This is a genomic window from Cupriavidus sp. KB_39 (assembly GCF_052114485.1).
Lineage (GTDB): Bacteria > Pseudomonadota > Gammaproteobacteria > Burkholderiales > Burkholderiaceae > Cupriavidus.
In genome coordinates this window covers 25,853-44,204 of record NZ_JBFREV010000036.1, presented here as the reverse complement: position 1 = coordinate 44,204, position 18,352 = coordinate 25,853, and the positions used below count along the sequence as shown (strand labels likewise).

The 18,352-nt window shown below is 68.5% G+C and carries 17 protein-coding genes; 7 read left to right on the top strand and 10 right to left on the bottom strand.

All coding sequences use genetic code 11. From position 1 onward, the window contains the following. Nucleotides 1-9: 9 nt before the first annotated feature. Nucleotides 10-783, top strand: coding sequence for a uracil-DNA glycosylase (locus AB4Z27_RS22840; RefSeq protein ID WP_441645325.1), 774 nt, complete (start codon nucleotides 10-12; stop codon nucleotides 781-783). A 14-nt stretch (nucleotides 784-797) separates the two neighbouring features. Here AB4Z27_RS22840 and AB4Z27_RS22835 read toward each other — a convergent pair whose 3' ends face one another. From AB4Z27_RS22835 to AB4Z27_RS22810, 6 genes are all read right to left on the bottom strand, one after another. Then, a complete protein-coding gene (locus AB4Z27_RS22835; protein WP_092299047.1) occupies nucleotides 798-1,088 on the bottom strand; it encodes an acylphosphatase in 291 nt (96 codons plus the stop codon). Between the two features lie 171 nt (nucleotides 1,089-1,259). Next, nucleotides 1,260-3,617 (bottom strand): FUSC family protein, encoded by a 2,358-nt coding sequence (locus AB4Z27_RS22830; RefSeq protein WP_092299049.1) that lies wholly within the window; start codon nucleotides 3,615-3,617, stop codon nucleotides 1,260-1,262. A gap of 107 nt (nucleotides 3,618-3,724) precedes the next feature. Next, nucleotides 3,725-5,548, bottom strand: a complete 1,824-nt coding sequence (locus AB4Z27_RS22825; protein WP_441645324.1) for a M61 family metallopeptidase — start codon at nucleotides 5,546-5,548, stop codon at nucleotides 3,725-3,727. A 76-nt stretch (nucleotides 5,549-5,624) separates the two neighbouring features. Next, on the bottom strand, nucleotides 5,625-6,626 hold the full coding sequence (gene acuI, locus AB4Z27_RS22820; RefSeq protein WP_441645323.1) for an acrylyl-CoA reductase (NADPH): 1,002 nt from the start codon (nucleotides 6,624-6,626) through the stop codon (nucleotides 5,625-5,627). Nucleotides 6,627-6,747: 121 nt separating this feature from the next. Beyond that, nucleotides 6,748-7,506, bottom strand: a complete 759-nt coding sequence (locus tag AB4Z27_RS22815; RefSeq protein WP_441645322.1) for a DsbC family protein — start codon at nucleotides 7,504-7,506, stop codon at nucleotides 6,748-6,750. Between the two features lie 58 nt (nucleotides 7,507-7,564). Next, nucleotides 7,565-8,872 carry a UbiH/UbiF family hydroxylase gene (locus AB4Z27_RS22810; RefSeq protein WP_441645321.1) on the bottom strand — a complete coding sequence of 436 codons (1,308 nt, stop codon included), beginning with the start codon at nucleotides 8,870-8,872 and terminating at the stop codon, nucleotides 7,565-7,567. Between the two features lie 138 nt (nucleotides 8,873-9,010). On the opposite strand from AB4Z27_RS22810, the gene ychF reads away from it, so the two are divergent. Then, nucleotides 9,011-10,102, top strand: coding sequence for a redox-regulated ATPase YchF (gene ychF, locus AB4Z27_RS22805; protein ID WP_441645320.1), 1,092 nt, complete (start codon nucleotides 9,011-9,013; stop codon nucleotides 10,100-10,102). Nucleotides 10,103-10,182: 80 nt separating this feature from the next. Here the strand turns inward: ychF and AB4Z27_RS22800 are convergent, their stop codons facing one another. Genes AB4Z27_RS22800 through AB4Z27_RS22790 form a run of 3 tightly spaced genes read right to left on the bottom strand, consistent with a single transcriptional unit; the run spans nucleotide 10,183 to nucleotide 12,811 of the window. Next, nucleotides 10,183-10,683 (bottom strand): GDYXXLXY domain-containing protein, encoded by a 501-nt coding sequence (locus AB4Z27_RS22800; protein WP_092299067.1) that lies wholly within the window; start codon nucleotides 10,681-10,683, stop codon nucleotides 10,183-10,185. After that, the gene (locus AB4Z27_RS22795) at nucleotides 10,680-11,798 is read right to left on the bottom strand and encodes a DUF4401 domain-containing protein (protein ID WP_441593367.1); all 1,119 of its coding nucleotides are present in this window, start codon (nucleotides 11,796-11,798) and stop codon (nucleotides 10,680-10,682) included. The genes AB4Z27_RS22800 and AB4Z27_RS22795 overlap by 4 nt, the downstream gene beginning before the upstream one ends. Beyond that, a complete protein-coding gene (locus tag AB4Z27_RS22790; RefSeq protein WP_441645319.1) occupies nucleotides 11,795-12,811 on the bottom strand; it encodes a DUF2157 domain-containing protein in 1,017 nt (338 codons plus the stop codon). The genes AB4Z27_RS22795 and AB4Z27_RS22790 overlap by 4 nt, the downstream gene beginning before the upstream one ends. Before the next feature lie 173 nt (nucleotides 12,812-12,984). On the opposite strand from AB4Z27_RS22790, the gene AB4Z27_RS22785 reads away from it, so the two are divergent. Then, entirely contained in the window at nucleotides 12,985-13,758 is a 774-nt protein-coding gene (locus AB4Z27_RS22785; protein ID WP_441645318.1) for a 5'-methylthioadenosine/adenosylhomocysteine nucleosidase, read from the top strand. 22 nt (nucleotides 13,759-13,780) lie between these two features. Here AB4Z27_RS22785 and AB4Z27_RS22780 read toward each other — a convergent pair whose 3' ends face one another. After that, nucleotides 13,781-14,023: a GlsB/YeaQ/YmgE family stress response membrane protein gene (locus AB4Z27_RS22780; RefSeq protein ID WP_092299079.1), complete on the bottom strand. Its 243-nt coding sequence runs from the start codon at nucleotides 14,021-14,023 to the stop codon at nucleotides 13,781-13,783. Between the two features lie 171 nt (nucleotides 14,024-14,194). On the opposite strand from AB4Z27_RS22780, the gene hemA reads away from it, so the two are divergent. The 4 genes from hemA to prmC all read left to right on the top strand — a co-directional run bounded on the left by hemA (nucleotide 14,195) and on the right by prmC (nucleotide 18,284). Next, nucleotides 14,195-15,499, top strand: a complete 1,305-nt coding sequence (gene hemA, locus AB4Z27_RS22775; protein WP_092299082.1) for a glutamyl-tRNA reductase — start codon at nucleotides 14,195-14,197, stop codon at nucleotides 15,497-15,499. Nucleotides 15,500-15,622: 123 nt separating this feature from the next. Beyond that, nucleotides 15,623-16,705: a peptide chain release factor 1 gene (prfA, locus tag AB4Z27_RS22770; RefSeq protein ID WP_441645317.1), complete on the top strand. Its 1,083-nt coding sequence runs from the start codon at nucleotides 15,623-15,625 to the stop codon at nucleotides 16,703-16,705. A 203-nt stretch (nucleotides 16,706-16,908) separates the two neighbouring features. Beyond that, nucleotides 16,909-17,232, top strand: a complete 324-nt coding sequence (locus AB4Z27_RS22765; RefSeq protein ID WP_092299088.1) for a hypothetical protein — start codon at nucleotides 16,909-16,911, stop codon at nucleotides 17,230-17,232. A gap of 167 nt (nucleotides 17,233-17,399) precedes the next feature. After that, on the top strand, nucleotides 17,400-18,284 hold the full coding sequence (prmC, locus tag AB4Z27_RS22760; RefSeq protein ID WP_441645316.1) for a peptide chain release factor N(5)-glutamine methyltransferase: 885 nt from the start codon (nucleotides 17,400-17,402) through the stop codon (nucleotides 18,282-18,284). Nucleotides 18,285-18,352 lie beyond the last annotated feature (68 nt).

Below are 18,352 nucleotides of genomic sequence, written 5' to 3'. Positions count from 1 at the left end.
CCTCCCCGCATGCAAGCCGACTTCTTTGCTGCACCCGTGGCCGCCGAGCCTCCTGCCATCGCCCCTTTGCAAACCCAGGTCGATGCGCTGCCCGCCGCGTGGCGCACCCTGCTCGCGCCGTGCCTCGGCCATGCCGCGTGGGACGAGTTGGCGCGCTTTGTCGATGGCGAGCGCGCCGCCGGCAAGCCGGTGTTTCCGCACGCGGTCTTCCACGCGCTGCACCTGACCCCGCCCGATGCCGTCAAGGTCGTGATCCTGGGGCAGGACCCGTATCACGGCACCGGCGTGGTCGSTGGCGCGGAGATTCCGCAGGCGCACGGGCTGGCGTTCTCGGTGCCCGAGGGCGTCAAGGTGCCGCCGAGCCTTCGCAATATCTTCAAGGAAATCGGTGCCGAGTAYGGCGCCGAGCCCACGCGCGCCTCCGGCAATCTGGAGGGCTGGGCGCGTCAGGGCGTGCTGCTGCTGAACACCGTGCTAACCGTGGAGCAAGGCCAGGCGGCCAGCCACGCCAAGCGCGGCTGGGARGCGGTGACCGATTGCCTGATCCACGCGCTGGCGGCGTCGCAGCCCAATCTCGTGTTCCTGCTATGGGGCAGCCATGCGCAGGCCAAGCGGGCACTGCTCGATGGGCAGACCGCGCACACGCATTGCGTCCTGGAGGCGCCGCATCCGTCGCCGCTGTCCGCGCATCGCGGATTCCTGGGTTGCGGGCATTTYCGGCAGGCCAATGACTGGCTGGAACGGCATGGCCGGGCGCCGATTGATTGGCTGAAGGCCGACTAAGCGCTGTCTAATATTTAAGCAGTCGGCAGCCAGCGGAACCCGCTGAAGGGCCCTTCGTCGTCCGCCGGGGTCATCTCCACCTTCGACACCTGCGCGGCCGGCGGGCCCGCCGCCATCCACGTCCGCAGCGCCTCAAGCGGGTCGCGCGGCCCCTGCGCGATCACCTCGACCGTGCCATCGGTCCGGTTGCGCACCCATCCCACCAGCCCCAGCGCCACGGCGCGGTCCGCGCAGGCCGCGCGATAGCCCACGCCCTGCACGCGGCCATGGGCGATGAGATGCCAGGTTTCATGAATGGCTGTCATCGGTGATTCTCCGTTTGAGGTGCTGCGGGCGCCTGCCCTCTCCCCCAGCCCTCTCCCGGAGGGAGAGGGGAGCAAACCATTACCCTTCAGCCGCTGCCTGTGGTCTCCCCTCGCCCGCTTGCGGGAGAGGGGCCGGGGGAGAGGGTCGGCGCATCCAGTCGCACGGTTCTTTCAATCCTTCTCCGCCATCGACCGGCCAATCGCGCCGGTGCGCAGCGCGATCTTGGCGGCGTCTTCGCGCAGCGCGCGCAGGCGGCGCTCCAGCACCGCGTTGGCGGCGCGGCCGGTCGAACTCGCGCCCGACTCGGCAGGTTGCGCGGCGGCATCGCGCTCGTCCGCGCCGATCTCGCCCGCCGCGGCGGCCTGGACCAGCACGTCCGCCTTGCGCCGATCCGCCGAATCGGCGATCCGTGCGCGGCGCTCGCTGGCTTCGTCGTCATCGGCGGCGGCCCCTGCGACCAGTTCGTGCGGCGGCAGGCCCACCCCGGCGACGGCAGTTTCCGTCGGCGTGCGGATAAAGCCAGCGCCGCGCGGCCCRTGCCGCTCCTCGCCCGCCAGCCGTTCGCTGGCCAGCGTCAGGCTGCGCGTGGCGGCTTCCGTGGCCTGCTCGATGGCCGCCTCGGCCGCCGGCACGTCCAGTTCCTCGTAGTGCTGGCGCACCTGGATGCGCGCCGCCGCCACATGCGCCGCCACCAGATAGTTCTGATTGATGAAGCGGCTCAGGTTGTCCACGGCGCGGTGCCGGCTGCGCGGTTCGTCGAGCATGCGCTGGAACGAGGCGATCAGCGCCGACAGGTTGTCCATGAACTGCTTGCGCTGTACGCGGTAGGCAAAGTCGTCCTGGGCGCGGCGCAGCAGCAGGTCGCGCGTGGCGGCGATATAGCGCCGGTTGGCCTGAAGCACGTTCTCCACCAGCTTGGGAATCGCCCGGTACTCCCAGCTCGGYAGCACAAAGCTGAAGATGGACGCGATCACGCCGCCGATCACCGTATCGATCAGCCGCTCGCCCACTACGGTCTGGCTGCCCGGCATCAGCAGGTTGATCTGGATCAGCACCTGCACGCAGGCGGCGATGGCCGTGTAGCGGTACTTGATGGTGGAAAACGCCGAACTGGCCACCAGTGCCACGTAGAGCACCGCCAGCAGCGCCAGCGGCTCCGTCACCACGCGCAGCACCACCACGCTGATCAGGCAACCAATCAGCGTGCCGATCAGCCGGTCGTTGTAGCGCTGCTTGGTCAGGCTGTAATTCGGCTTCAGGATTACGACAATCGTGAGAAGAATCCAATAGCTGTGCGACGCATACGGCAGCCGGTCGCCCAGCCAGAGTCCCACCGCCACCGCCATCGTGATGCGCAGCGAGTAGCGAAACGCCGGCGAGCGCCAGCGCAGGTTGTCCAGGATCACGCCCAGCTCGTACTTCTGGCGGGTCAGGAACGGTGTCATGTCCGACCCCGGCATCACCTTGGCCGGCTCCACCGGTGTGCGGGACGCCTCGTGCAACTGGCCGACCAGCGTGATGGCACCGCGAATCATCTCAATCGTCTCCGCGACCGCCGTCATGGCCGCCGCCGACACGTGGTGATGGCGTAATTGTTCGATTTCCGTCGTCACGGCGCGCAGGTCGGGGCCGTAGTCATGGGCGCTGTACGAAGGCTTGCCGCGTGTGACGTCGTAGGCGATTTCCTCGAGATCCTTGCCCAGCCCACGTACCAGCCGCCGTATCGCGTCCAGCGCCGGCGTRCCACCGAAGGTCTGGCGCAGCAAGGGATAGTCGGTGTTGGTGGAAAGGATGTACTCGTAGAGATCGAGCATCCGCAGGTGCACGCGTACCAGCAGGCCGTCACGCTTGGTGCGGTTKCCACGCAGCACCAGATCGCGCGCCGCCTGCTGGCGCTCGGCCACCACGATCTGCTGGCGCACCAGCTGGTTGAACTGTTCCTCGTAGTCGGTGCCGGCATCGTAGAAACCTGCCTTGATCTCGAGGTAGTGAGACATTTCGTACAGCGACTCGGCCAGTATCTGCTGGCGCGTGCGCCGCTCCATGACCCAGCTGACCGCCATCGCATAGGCCATGTAGGCCACCGCCCCGGCCCCGAACAGCCCGGCATGGACGAACGCCTTCTGGAGCACGAAGTCCTCGTTGACGGTGAGCGTCATGACGAACAATGCCGAAAACTGCAACGGCATGGTCTTGTTGCCATAGACCGTCATCATGCCGGCGAGGAAGGTCACCAGCACCAGCACCCACGGCAGCACGCGCGGGAACGGCGTGGCCAGCGCCACCACGGCGGTCACGGCGGTACACAGCAGCACGCTGGCCAGCATCTCGTTGAACTTGTGGTTCAGCGGGCTGGGCAGGTCCATCAGGCTGGTGCAGAGCGCGCCCATCGACACGACCATGGCGCTGGGCAGGTCCATGACCTGCATGGCCAGCAGCGTGGCGCCGATGACCCCCGTGGCCGAGCGCAGGCCACGGTAGATATAGTGAGAGAACAGAAACGTACGAGGATCGTGCGCGTATTCCATGGGGCGATGTTGGGCTGGCGGACGATGGCGACGTTGGGGCAGCGGGGGGCGATTGTCGACTGTCGACTGGCGCCCGGTGTCAGGACCCGGGCGCCGTCATCGGCCGGTTACTGCCCCAGCCAGCGCGTGCGGGCCGCATGCTTGCCGGGCTCCACGTTCACTTTGTACTGCATGGCCGGCTCGCGCGCCAGGGTGACGGGCAGCACCTGGAGTTCATCGCGCCGGAACAGGTGGAGCTGCACGGCGTCGCCGGGCCGGTAGCGCGCCAGTTGCTTGTCGAGCTGGCCGGGCGCCAGCCGCAGGCCGTCCAGCGCCACGAGCAGGTCACCCGCCGAGACGCCGGCGGCCTGTCCCGCCCCGCCGTCGAGCACCTGGCTCACGCGCACCCAGCCTTCCTCGTTGCGGGTCTTGATRCCCAGCGCCGCGCCGGCGGACGGCTTACCCGGCTCGACCTTCTCGGCCTTGATGCCGAAGGCGCGGAACAGCGGCGGCAGGTTGATCTCGCCCGTGCCCTCGGTCAGTGCCCGCAGCAGCGTGCCGAGCCGCAGCCCGGTCACCTGATCGAACAGCGCGTGGACCTCGGCTTCCGTCACGCCGCGCTGGGTGGCGCCCGGCGCGTAGAAGTCGCGACCGTAGCGCTGCCAGAGCGCGCGCATGATGTCATCGAGCGATTTCCGCCCGCCGGTCTTCTCGCGGATGGTCAGGTCCAGCGCCAGCCCTACCAGCGAACCCTTGGTGTAATAGCTGACGATGGCGTTCGGCGCGTTCTCGTCCTGCCGATAGTATTTCGTCCAGGCATCGAAGGCGCTGTCGGCCACGCTCTGCTTGGTGCGGCCGTTGCCACGCAAGACGCCGTTCCAGGTCTTGGCCAGCATCTCGACGTACTGGGTGGTCGAAACCAGCCCCGTCCGGGCCAGGATCAGATCGTCGTAGTAGCTCGTAAATCCTTCGAACAGCCACAGCAGCGGCGTATAGGTTTCCTGCGCGAGCTGGTACGGCACGAACGCCGCCGGCTTGATCCGCTTGACGTTCCAGGTGTGGAAGTACTCGTGGCTGCACAGCCCCAGGAAGGTGCGATAGCCCTCGCTGGTCTCGGCGTTGCCGCGCACCGGCAGGTCGCCGCGCGCGCACATCAGCGCCGTGCTGGCGCGGTGCTCCAAGCCGCCGTAGCCGTCAGTGGTCACCATCGTCATGAAGACGTAGCGGCGATTGCTGTCCAGGAACGGCGCGCGGGCCGAGCGCGGCTCGAACAGCCGGATCTGGGCCTCGCAGATCTGTTTCAGGTCGCGGCAGACGCGTTGCAGGTCCAGGTTCGGCACCTTGCCCGTGAACACCACGTCGTGCTGGGCGCCGCAGGCACGGAAACTGGCCATGGCGAACGTGCCCATCTCCACCGGATGGTCGATCAGTTCGTCGTAGTTGGCTGCCTGATAGCGCCCAAAGCCGTAGCGGCGCGCGCCGCCGGGGCCGCGCGCCTCGGGCAGCGCCGTGGCGACGCGCCAGTCGGCATAGGCCTCGCCGGCGGGCGCATGGAGATCGACGGTGCACGGCTGGTCGTCCTGCCCCACCACGCGCAGGAACACGGAGCTGCCGTTGAAGAAGCCGTGGGTGGTGTCGAGGTGCGCGCTGCGCACCGACAGGTCCCAGGCATAGACCTCGTATTGCAGGACCAGCGGCCCGGCATCGGCAGCCACCGGTGCGGCTTGCCAGCTCTGCTTGTCGAGCTTGGTCAGTGGCACCGCCACCCCGCCCGCATCGGCCCGAATGCGGACGATGTTGCGCGCGAAGTCGCGGATCATGTAGCTGCCGGGAATCCACGCGGGCAGCGTGAAGACCTGGCCGGCGGGGTCGGGGACGTCCACCGTCACGGTCACGGCGAACAGATGGGCTTCGGGCTGAAGCGGGGCGATGGCGTAGCGGATCGGCGTCATGGTTGTGATTGTAGCGCCACGCCCCGTCACCCTYCGAACGTGGACTTGTCTTGTGGGCGTTCCCTCGGACGTTCCCTCAGGCGTTCACATCGACCACCACGCGGCCGCGCATGCCGCCCGCCATGATCTGGCTGGCGGCGKCGATGGCCTCGCCCAGCCGGATCTCACGCGTGATGGCCTGGAGCCGGTCCGGGGCCAGATCCCGCGCCAGCCGCTTCCACGCGGTTTCGCGCAGCGACATCGGCGCCATCACGCTATCGATGCCGGCCAGCGTCACRCCGCGCAGGATGAACGGCGCCACCGARGCCGGGAAATCCATGCCCTGCGCCAGCCCGCACGCCGTGACCACGCCGCCGTAGCGCACCTGGGCGCAGGCGTTGACCAGCGTGTGCGAGCCGACCGAATCCACCACGCCCGCCCAGCGCTCCTTCTGGAGCGGCTTGCCCGGCGCGCCCAGTTCGGCCCGGTCGATCACGTCGGCGGCGCCCAGCGCACGCAGGAAATCCGCCTCGGCGGTCTTGCCGGTGGAAGCCACCACGCGATAGCCGAGCTTCGACAGGATGGCGATGGCCACCGAGCCCACGCCGCCCGAGGCGCCCGTGACCAGCACCTCGCCATCGCCGGGCTTCACGGGCCCAAGCGCGCCGCCGCGCTCCAGCGCCAGCACCGACAGCATGGCCGTGTAGCCGGCCGTGCCGATCGCCATGGCCTGCCGCGACGTGAACGCATCGGGCAGCCGCACCAGCCAGTCGCCCTGCAGCCGCGCGCGCTGCGCCAGGCAGCCCCAGTGCGTCTCGCCCACGCCGAAGCCGTTCAGCACCACGCGGTCGCCGGTGCGCCAGCGCGGGTCGCTCGAATCGAGCACCGTGCCGGCGCCGTCGATCCCCGCCACCATCGGCCACTTGCGCACCACCGGCGCGCGGCCCGTGATTGCCAGGCCGTCCTTGAAATTGATCGTCGAATAGTCGACGGCCACCAGCACGTTGCCGTCCGCCGGCAGCGCGGATTCATCGAGTTGGGTGACGGCGGCGGCCGTCTTGCCATCGGCCTGGGTCAGCAGCAAAGCCTGGAACGTCATGGTGTCTCCTCGATCTCTTTGATTTTTCAGGGAATTTGGTAACGCAGCGCAGGCGCCGGAAAGCAAAGCGGCCGGACAGTGCCGGCCGCTTCAAACAGCCGGGAGGGTCCGGCGCCGCGCGTTACTTCTTGAGACTGGCGAGCTTGCGCTCCAGCGTGGCGATGTCCGCCGCGCCCGGGATGCGCGTGCCGTCGGTGAAGAACACTGCCGGCGTGCCCGAGATATTCAGGCTCTGGCCCAGCGCCAGGTTCTCGTCCACCGGCGTCTTGCAGCTACCGTTGCCGGTGATGGCCACGTGGTTCAGCATCCAGTCGCGCCACACCTTGGTACGGTCTGTTGCACACCAGACCTGCTTGGCCTTGGTCGTCGAATCGGGCGACAGCACCGGGTAGAGGAAGGTGTAGACCGTGATGTTGTCCATCTGCTGGAAGGTCTGTTCGATCTTCTTGCAGTAGCCGCAGTTCGGGTCCGAGAACACCGCCACGGTGCGGCTGCCATCGCCCTTCGTCCATTTGATGGCGCGCGCCAGCGGCAGATCGGACCACTTTATCTTGTTCAGCTCGGCCAGACGCTCCTCGGTCAGGTTGGTGTTGGTCTTGGTGTCGATGACCTCGCCATTGATGATGTAGCGCCCGGTGGGGTCGGTGTACACGATCTGGCCAGCCACGTTGACTTCATACAAACCCGGTACCGGCGCCTTGGTCACGCTCTTCACCTCGGCGCGGCCGCCCAGCATCTTCTGGATGGAGGCCTTGATGCGGTCCGTGCCCGGCTCGTCCGCGGCCAGCGCGTGCAGGGCGTAGCCGCCCAGGGCCAGGCCACCGGCCAGGGCARCAAGGGCGCCCATGCGGGCGGAACGGCGGCGGAACAGTTGCAACATGGTGACTCCAGGGTTCGGGTGCCTTGTCGGCAGAATCTTTAAATAGTGGTTGGCCGGCTCAGCCYAGCGCGCGGCCGATCAGGAAGCGCTTGAGCAGCCCCTGGCCGCCCACGGCGCGCATGCCGGCGTTGCGTATCAGCCGCGCGGGCGCGCCCGGCAGCGAAAACAGCCGGTGCAAGCCATCGGTGGCGGCAGTCAGGGAGAGCAGGTCCGTGGCGCGTGCACGCTCGTAGCGGCGCAACAGGCGCAAGTCGCCTTCCGATCGGAACGGTTCTTTGTCGGCCATCACGCGCCCAAGTTCCGTCACATCGCGTAAACCAAGATTCATGCCCTGCCCGGCCAGCGGATGGACCACATGCGCGGCATCGCCGACCAGCGCCACGTGCGGCTGGACGAACTGCTCGGCGCGCTGCAGCACCAGCGGGAAGCCCTTGGCCGGCGTCAGGCAGCGCAGYGYGCCGAACCGGGCGCCGACCGCCCCGTTGGCCACCTGGGCCACGGTGGCGGCGAGGGCCTCGGGGGACAGCGCGACGAGGTCCTGCGCGTGGGCTTCATCGGCGGACCAGACCATCGACACGCGGTTGCCGGGCAGCGGCAGCATGGCGACGATCTCGCCATTGGCGAGTTCCTCGTCGGCCATGAGCTTCTCGGGCGCGCCCAGGAACCATTGCCATGCGGTTTCCTGATGCGGCAGTTCGCAGGCGAAGTTCGCCACCACGCCAAGCTGGCGGTAGCGCCGCTGGCTGGTGCCGATATGGCATTGCTGGCGCACCCAGGAGCGCGCGCCGTCGGCGCCGACCACGCAGTTGGCGCGCACGCGGGCGCCGCTGGCGAGGGTCAGGGTCACGCCGTCAACGTCACGATCGAGCCCTTCGGCCGCCTCATCGAACCATTGCACCTGGTGCTGGAAGCGTAGCGCGGTGTCCAGCACGCGCTCCACATGGCTCGACTCGATGATCCAGGCCAGTTGCGGCACGGCGGCGGCGTAAGCCGAGAAATGGAGATCGCCATGGGGCGAGGGGCTGGCCTCSGCGGCGCTGACGTCGCCGAAGACGCGCATGTCRCGCACGGGCTGCACACGGGCCGGGTCGAGGGCCTCCCAGACGCGCAGCCGCTCCAGCAACTGCTGCGAGCTGGACGAGAACGCRTAGATGCGGCTGTCCCAGTCGTCYTCCCCGGTGCGCGCGGTCTCGCCCACGGGGCGCGGCGCGACGAGGGCCACCTGCATGCCCTGCTGGGCCAGCAGCAGTGCGCAGGCCTTGCCGACGATACCGCCGCCGACCACGGCAATCTGAAAGCGGGAGGATGGAGTCGAGGGCATGGAATGGGAGGCGGCGCGACGCGCCGGTGCGGCTGATCCGGTCATGCCTCGATTATAGCGACGTGACGTGCGCGCCATCGGAGACATCTCACAAGCCGTGGCGGGCCGCCCGCCGAGGGATAAAGGCTGGCCAAGGGTGGCCATCCGCTAGAATACAGCCTTTGCTATTTCCAGCCAGACACCATGAGCCTCAAATGCGGCATCGTCGGCCTGCCCAACGTCGGCAAGTCCACGCTGTTCAATGCCCTGACCAAGGCCGGCATCGCCGCCGAAAACTATCCGTTCTGCACCATCGAACCCAATGTGGGCGTCGTGGAAGTGCCGGATCCGAGGCTTACGAAGCTGGCTSACATCGTCAAGCCAGAGCGCATCCTGCCGGCGACGGTGGAATTCGTCGATATCGCCGGCCTGGTGGCGGGCGCGTCCAAGGGCGAAGGCCTGGGCAACCAGTTCCTGGCCAATATCCGCGAAACCGACGCCATCACGCACGTCGTGCGCTGCTTCGAGGATCCGAACGTGATCCACGTGGCGGGCAAGGTCGATCCGCTGTCGGACATCGAAGTCATCAACACCGAACTGGCGCTGGCCGACCTGGCCACGGTGGAAAAGGCCCACGCGCGCTATATCAAGCCCGCCCGCGCCGGTGACAAGGAAGCGCTGCGCCTCGTGGCAGTGCTGGAGAAGGCACAAACCGTGCTCGATCAGGCCAAGGCCGTGCGCACGCTGGACCTGTCGCCCGAGGAATGGGAAGCCATCCGCCCGTTCTGCCTGATCACCGCCAAGCCGACGATGTACGTGGCMAACGTGCGCGAAGACGGCTTTGAGAACAATCCGCACCTCGACGCAGTGCGCGAGCACGCCAAGCTGACCAATTCGCCGGTCGTGGCCGTCTGCGCAGCCATCGAAGCCGAGATTGCCGACCTGGAAGACGCCGACAAGGCCGAATTCCTTGCCGACCTGGGCATGGAAGAACCCGGCCTGGACCGCGTAATCCGCGCCGGCTTCACGCTGCTGGGCCTGCAGACTTACTTCACGGCAGGCGTGAAGGAAGTCCGCGCCTGGACGATCCACGTGGGCGACACCGCCCCCAAGGCCGCCGGCGTGATCCACACCGACTTCGAACGCGGCTTCATCCGCGCGCAAACCATCGCCTACGATGACTTCATCCAGTTCAAGGGCGAACAGGGCGCGAAGGAAGCCGGCAAGATGCGCGCCGAAGGCAAGGAATATGTGGTGAAGGACGGGGACGTGATGAACTTCCTGTTCAACGTCTGAGGCAGGCGTAACAAACCCGAGAAAACCCGGCAGATGCCGGGTTTTTTGCTTTAGGGCGCAGCGCGAGCCCTCGCTCGCGGCTACAACGGCTTCAACTGTTCATCCCGCATGCCCACCAGCAGCGCCTGACCGCTGCTATCCAGCCGGAATTCGCCGTAGCGGGCCTTGGCGAACCGCTCCGCCTGTCCTTCCTGAAAGAACCACGCGTCGGTGGAGACCTGCACGATCGGGCCGCCCCAGCGCGAGGGGACGTTCTGGACGCGCAGGCGCCGCTCGCCCTCGGCCAGCGGCTGGCCGTTCTGCAGCCGGACCAGTTGCCCGACCCCGGCGGCGTCGCGGCGGATCACCACTTCGGTCTCCCGCTCGCGCGGGGACTGGGCGCGGGCCTGGGCGGCGGCGATTTCCAGCCCGAGGGCGAAATTCAGCGCCATGTAGTCGCCCTGCATGAGGGACCTCGGGTCCACGGGTGCCAGCCGAAGGTAGACGACCTCCCCATGCGACAGCACCCGTTCCTTGCCGACGATGACCGCCCCGGCCACGCCGATCACCAGCAGCCATGCCACCACGATCCATCGTTTCATGGTCGCGCCTCCATCCGTCGCATCACGATCCGAACCGCCAGCAGCAGCACGCCGGCCGCCACCAGCGTGGCGGACTTGGCCAGCAGCGTCCACTGGAGCGAGCCGTAGTACCAGACAAAGCCCGCGATGACCGCCGCGATGCCGAGCCCGAGCCATGCCAGCGACCCGCGCCGCAGGGCCAGCGCCAGTGCCAGCACGCCGGCACCGACTGCCGGCGCCATCACCATCAGCGTGGCGAAGGCCAGCGTCACACCCAGCACCGCCGCACCGATGCGCGGCTCGACATGCAGGCGCCGGCATTCGAACAACGCGAACATCAGCAGCACCGCCTCGATCAGCGCCCCGGCCAGCCACGGCGCGAGCAGGCGCGGTGCGCCACGTTCATCGAAAACCCCAGCCAGCGGATGGTTTGCCCCGGTGACCAGCAGCGCCGCCGCCAGCGCGAAGACCAGCGTGGCGTCCGCGCCGGGCTCCCATCGCCCATGGTCGCCGCGCGCCGCCAGCCAATGCTCTTTCAGCACGAAGACGGTGACCACCGCGCAGGCCAGCGGCATCAGCCAKCCGAGCGACCACGGCAGCACGACCCAGCCGTAGTGCCGGGCGCCGGCCAGCGCGATATTCAGCGCGAACGCCAGCGCCGTCCACGCGCCGAGCGCCACCACGAAACGATGGAGCCGGTTCGGCACGATGGCGTACAGCGCCACCTCGAACACGGCCACCGCGAGCCAGAACGCCGCGCGGTCCACCAGCCACTCGCCGCCGAGCATCTGGGCCGTGCCGAAGATCGCCATGCCCTGCCCGCCCAGGCTCAGGGCCAACGCGAACTGGCCGAGCGCGATGCGCCCGCTGCCCTCGCCGGCCATCCGGTACAGCAGCACGGCCCCGCCCAGCATCAGCAGCCCGGTCACCAGCATGGCCGGGCCGTTGCCGCTCGTTGCCGCGAACACCGAGCCGAGCAGGAATACCTGGAAGAACAGCGCGCCGAGCCAGCCCGCCGCGCCCATCAGCAGGCGAATGGGCCACGGCGTGCGCTGCGTGGCCACGTACTCTCCCTCGACCACGCCCTGTGCTGTGAGGTCGTCCCAGAGCTTTCGCTCCACCGCTTGCGCGCTCATGCCGGCCTCCCGCTGGCGTCACGCCATGCCCGCAGCAACCATGCCGCCGCCRCMGCAGCCAGCCCTACCGTGACCAGCCCGAGCAGCAGGAAGATGCCGAAGTCGCCATGGCCCTCGGCGAGCAGGCGCCCCAGCGCCGACACCACCAGCCCGATGCCGGCGAGACACGCGAGGCTCAGCACGACGATGTCGAACGACGCGCGCCGCCGGAACCAGGCGCCGAGCCCGGCCAGCGCCACCGCGCCGGCCACTAGCCCCACCGCCTCCACGCGATGGACCAGCACGCTCGTCAGGCCCAGCCAGGCCGCATATCCACAGGCGAGCACGGCGATCAGGCGCGGGCCGGCATCGCCCCGAAAACCCCAGCGGGCCGCGCGGGCCGCCAGCACGTACCAGATCACCAGTTGGATGCAACACGCCAGCAGCAGGAACAKCGTGGTCTCGCGCGCATGGCGCCCCGAAAACAGCAGGTCGAACATGCTGCCCACGCCCAGCCGCACACTGCCATAACGGAGCAGCGCCACGTTGCCGACCATGATCACCAGCCACCAGTGCGGCGCCGCCCGCGCGGCCAGCGCCCATGGCACGGCCAGCAGCGTCCACAGGGCGAACAGTTGCCAGGCATCGGCGCCGGTCTGGTAAGTCTGGCCGATCACGGCCATCCAGACCCCCGACACCACCTGCGCGCCGGCCAGCGCGGCCTGCCCGATGCCGTCCCCGGCCGGCCGCCATGCCGCCAGCGCCGCAAGCCCGGTCAGCAGGCCCGCCAGCAGCCCGAACTTGGCGAACTTGTGCAGCGCCTCCCAGTTGAACGCGAAGAAGACGATGACGCCGGCGCAGAGCAGCGCGGTGCCGAGCGCCAGCAGCGCCCGCTCGAGCCAGCGGTGCCAGTCGGCCCGCGCCGGCAAGGTGCGGGCCCACGCGGGCGCAAGGCTTTCCGCGCCAAGGCGATCCTGGGCGCGCCAGTCGGCCAGCGCCTGCTGGGCCATGCGTCGATCTGAAAGGGGTTCCAACGGAATTCTCCCGGGCTGGAATGCGATGGAAAACGATGGAATGCGAACGCAAGCGCACTGTAGCAAAGCGGCCTGCCCGTGCCTATGAGAGGGTTCTGAAAACGCGGCGCCCCGCTTTCGCCGCGCTCCCGGCGCCGGTATGCTGGCGCCTTTCTCATCCAATCCGGGCAGCCATGACCCTCGGCATCCTTGCCGCGCTCCACGACGAAGTCGATGGACTGATCGCCGCCATGCGGCACGAAGACGCGCGCGCCACCGTGCGCACCATCGGCATGCGGGACTACTACGCCGGCACGCTCCACGGGCAGTCCGTGGTGCTGGTGCTCGCGCGCGTGGGCAAGGTGGCGGCGGCGGCCACCACGGTCACGTTGATCCGCGAGTTCGGCGTCGACGAGATCGTGTTCACGGGGCTGGCGGGCGGCGTGGGGCCCGAGGTGCGCGTGGGCGATATCGTCGTGGCGGACCGCACCCTCCAGCACGACCTGGACGCCCGCCCGCTGTTCCCGCGCCACGAGGTGCCGCTGCTGGCGCGCGCCGATTTTCCGGCCGATGCAGCGCTGACGGCGGCGCTGCGGACGGCGGCCGACGACTTCCTGCGCCTCGACCTCGCCACCGAAGTGCCGGACGGCGTGCTGGCCCGCTTCGGCGTGGCCGCGCCGCGCCTGCACGTGGGCATGGTGGCCAGCGGCGACCAGTTCATCAACGCCCCGGCGGCCGTGGCCGACCTGCGGGAAAGACTGCCGGGCCTGCAGGCCGTGGAGATGGAAGGCGCCGCGCTGGCCCAGATCTGCTACGAGTACGGCGTGCCCTATGCAGTCATGCGTACCGTATCGGACCGGGCCGACGATGTCGCGCATGTGGACTTTTCGGCATTTTTGCGCGACGTGGCGAGCCACTATTCGAGCGCGATCCTGCGGCGCTTCCTGTCCGCGCGGGGTCAAGCCTAGGCAGCCGGCGGGGCGGACAGCCCTACCGTCGCGGGCGCGCCACACCCCAGACGCCGACCAGCAGCGCCGCGCCGACGATCGCGGCGGTCCAGCCCGAGAGCTGGCCGTCGGTAAACAAGTGGGCCGCGCGCCCGCCGTAGAAGGCGCCCAGCGCGCCGAGCACACCCAGCACCAGCGCGGCCGGCAGGCTCACGACYCGCCCGGCCGGGTGCATCTGGCGTCCCGCCAGGCCCACGATCGCCCCCACCACCACCAAGCCGAGCATCGGCACCCCCTATTTGATCCGGATTCGGCCAGCACCGCGTGACCGCGCCGTAACAATACTGGCGTTTTGGCGCACTTGGAACAAAACGCCCCCTCGCCCTGCAAAATCGCGGCCCGGCGGTATAATGGCCATCGCTTCCGGCTACGATCCGGATKGCAACGAACCCCACAAATGCAACTGCTCGCGATCGGCATCAATCACACTACGGCACCCGTCTCGCTCCGCGAGCGTGTGGCGTTTCCGCTTGAGCAGATCAAACCGGCTCTGGGCGCCCTGCGCACCCACCTGGCCGGCCGCAGCGGCACCGAGGCCGCCATCCTCTCCACCTGCAACCGTACCGAGATCTACTGCGCCACCGATGTGCTGCAGCCCGGTGCGGACGGCTTCGAGCACACGCTGCGCTGGCTGGCCCAGCACCACAACGTGCCGGCCGGCGAACTGGCCCCCCATCTGTATGCCCTGCCCCAGTCCGAAGCCGTGCGTCACGCGTTCCGCGTGGCCAGCGGACTCGACTCGATGGTGCTCGGCGAAACGCAGATCCTGGGCCAGCTCAAGGACGCGGTGCGCACCGCTGGCGAGGCCGGCGCGCTTGGCACCTACCTGAACCAGCTGTTCCAGCGCACCTTCGCCGTGGCGAAGGAAGTGCGCGGCCAGACCGAGATCGGCGCCCATTCGGTGTCGATGGCTGCCGCCGCCGTGCGGCTCGCCCAGCGGATTTTCGAAAGTGTTTCGACCCAGCGCGTGCTGTTCATCGGCGCGGGCGAGATGATCGAGCTGTGCGCCACGCACTTCGCCGCGCAGATGCCGCGCCAGATCGTGGTGGCCAACCGCACCGTCGAGCGTGGCGAGCGGCTGGCCGAGCAACTGGCCGAACAGGGCCTGACCACGCAGGCCATCCGCCTGCAGGATCTGGGCGAGCGGCTGCATGAGTTCGACATCGTGGTGTCCTGCACCGCGAGTTCGCTGCCGATCATCGGCCTGGGCGCCGTGGAGCGCGCGGTCAAGCGCCGCAAGCATCGCCCGATCATGATGGTCGACCTGGCCGTGCCGCGCGACGTGGAACCCGAGGTAGCGCGCCTGAACGACGTGTTCCTGTACACCGTGGATGACCTCGGCGCCGTGGTGCGCGAGGGCAGCGCGCTGCGCCAGGCCGCCGTGGCGCAGGCCGAGGCGATCATCGAAAGCCGCGTGCAGAACTTCATGCACTGGCTGGAGACGCGCAGCGTGGTGCCSGTGATCCGCGAGATCCAGTCCAACGGCGAGGCCATGCGCCAGGCCGAACTCGAACGCGCGCGCCGCATGCTGGCGCGTGGCGACGACCCCGAAGCCGTGCTGGAAGCCCTCTCCGGCGCGCTGACCCGCAAGTTCCTGCACGGCCCCACCCACGCGCTGAACCACACCCAGGGCGAAGACCGCGAGGCGCTGCTGCGCCTGGTACCGGGCCTGTTCCGCCACAGCAGCCACTCCGAGCGCTAGCCGCGCTCGTCCCCGGCCGGCCGCGCCGGCCCGCTGGCGTCCCTGCCAGCGCCCCTCGGTTCGCCCTCCACGGCGCCGCGCAGRCCTCCCGCCCATCGCGCCCCAGTTTCCTTTCGGATGCCCATGAAAGCCAGCATGCTCAACAAGCTCGACCAATTGGCCGAGCGACTCGATGAAGTCAACGCCCTGCTTGCCCGCGAGGACGCCACGGCCAACATCGACCAGTACCGCAAGCTCTCGCGGGAGCATGCCGAGCTGTCGCCGGTGGCCGAGCAATACGGCCAGTACCGGCAGGCGCAGGAGGATCTGGCCACGGCGCAGGCGTTGCTSGACGASCCCGAGATGAAGGAGTTCGCCGCCGACGAGATCGGCGCGGCGCGCCAGCGGCTGGAAGACCTCGCCGCCAGCCTTCAGACCCTGCTGCTGCCGAAGGATCCCAACGACGACCGCAACCTGCTGCTGGAAATCCGCGCCGGCGCCGGCGGCGAGGAAAGCGCGCTGTTCGCCGCCGACCTGCTCCGCATGTACACGCGCTATGCGGAACGGCAGCGCTGGCAGGTGGAGGTGATGAGCGAGTCCGAGTCGGACCTGGGCGGCTACAAGGAAGTGATCGTGCGGATTGCCGGCGACGCGGCGTTCTCGAAGCTGAAGTTCGAGTCGGGCGGGCACCGCGTGCARCGCGTGCCGGCCACCGAGGCGCAGGGCCGCATCCACACCTCGGCCTGCACCGTGGCGGTAATGCCGGAGGCGGACGAGGTGGGCGAGGTGGAGATCAACCCGTCCGACCTGCGCGTCGATACCTTCCGCGCGTCCGGCGCGGGCGGCCAGCACGTGAACAAGACCGATTCGGCGGTGCGGCTGACCCACCTGCCCACCGGCATCGTGGTGGAGTGCCAGGACGACCGCAGCCAGCATCGCAACAAGGACAAGGCGATGAAGGTGCTGGCGGCGCGCATCAAGGACATGCAGCTGCGCGCGGCGCAGGCCAAGGAAGCCAGCACGCGGCGCAACCTGATCGGCACGGGCGACCGCAGCGACCGCATCCGCACCTACAACTTCCCGCAGGGCCGCGTGACCGACCACCGCATCAACCTCACGCTCTACAAGATCGACATGATCATGGACGGCGACCTGGACGAATTGCTCGCCTCGCTCTCCGCCGAACACCAGGCCGACCAGCTTGCGGCGCTGGGCGACGAGGGCTGATTTTCATCACGCAGTGATGATTTCATCACCCGTGGGCAAGTGTTTGTAACGGAGGTAAATGCTTGAAACAGCACTGGCCCGCCAAAAGGCGGTGTCTATAATCGATTCGACCAGACCGCCCCCATGCGTCACTTTCCGCACCTGGTGGCATACGAAGTCTGGGCTGAAGTCGACTCCTCAAAACAGACACCAAGGATGAAATCATGAAGAAACTGCTCGCCCTGTTGATGATYACCGCCGCCATGGCGGCTTGCAGCAAGAAGGAAGACGCCCCGGCCGCCAACGCCGACGCCGCCATGCAGAGCGCTGCCGAATCGGCCAAGGCCGCCGCCAGCGATGCCGCCGCCGCCGCAGCAAACGCCGCGGACGCCGCCAAGGCCGCCGCGAGCGGTGCCGCCGCCGATGTCTCGGCCGCCGCCGAACAGGCCAAGACCGATGCCGGCCACGCCATGGCCAACGCCAAGGAAGCCGCACGCGATGCCGTGAACACCACGGCAGACAAGGCCAAGGAAACCGTCAATAAGTAATTGGTCCATATGGAATCACGCCGCTCGCGCGCCCGCGCGTTGCCAAATCGGCTTACACTGAGCGGCTAATACCGGGCGCCCTTGTGGCGCCAGCAAAGAACCCCGTCGCGCCAGGTCCCGACGGGGTTTTTTGCACCCGCTCTCCCAGTTTCAGCCATCTATTTCCGATGTCTTCCACACCGTCGGGCGCCCTGCCGCCCGCCCCCACGCTGCGCGAAGCCCAGACGCTGGCTGCGATGACCGGCCTGCCGGCGCTCGAAGCCCGCATGCTGCTGTCCCACGTGACCGGCCTCACGCGTACGCAACTCATCACGCGTGATACCGACCATCTCAATGCAGCACAACGTGATGCATTCTCCACGTTGATGGCGCGGCGGCTGGCCGGTGAGCCGATGGCCTACCTGCTGGGCGAGCGCGAATTCTTCGGCCGCACTTTCCGCGTGACGCCCGATGTGCTGATTCCGCGTCCTGATACCGAGATAGCCGTGGAAATGTCGCTGGCGCGCGTGGCCCATGTGCACGCGCCGCGTGTGCTGGACCTCGGCACCGGCTCCGGCATCCTGGCTGTGACGATTGCCCGCGAGCGCTCCGACGCCGAGGTCTGGGCGACCGATATCTCGCCGGGTGCGCTGATGGTGGCCCAGGACAACGCCCGCGCGCTCGAGGCGCATGGCATCCACTTCCTGGTGTCGGACTGGTACGAAGCCGTGCCGGACACCCTGCGCTTCCACCTGATCGTCAGCAATCCRCCCTACATCGCCTCCGGCGACCCGCATCTGGTGGAGGGCGACCTGCGTTTCGAGCCGATCGACGCCCTCACCGACCACGAGGACGGCCTGTCCGACCTGGCCACCATCGTGGCCGGCGCRGCGGATCGCCTGCTGCCCGGCGGCTGGCTGCTGATGGAGCACGGCTACGACCAGGGCGCGGCCACGCGGGCGCTGCTTGAGGCGGGTGGATTCACCGAGGTGGCCACCGCCCGCGACCTCGCCGGGCAGGAGCGGTGCAGCGGCGGGCGATGGTCGGGCGAATCCGGTAAAATTCCGACCTGACATCCGCTTCGGCGGAAATCCCCATCCCCAGACACTGGCGACGCCACACGGCGCCGCGCGCAACCGGA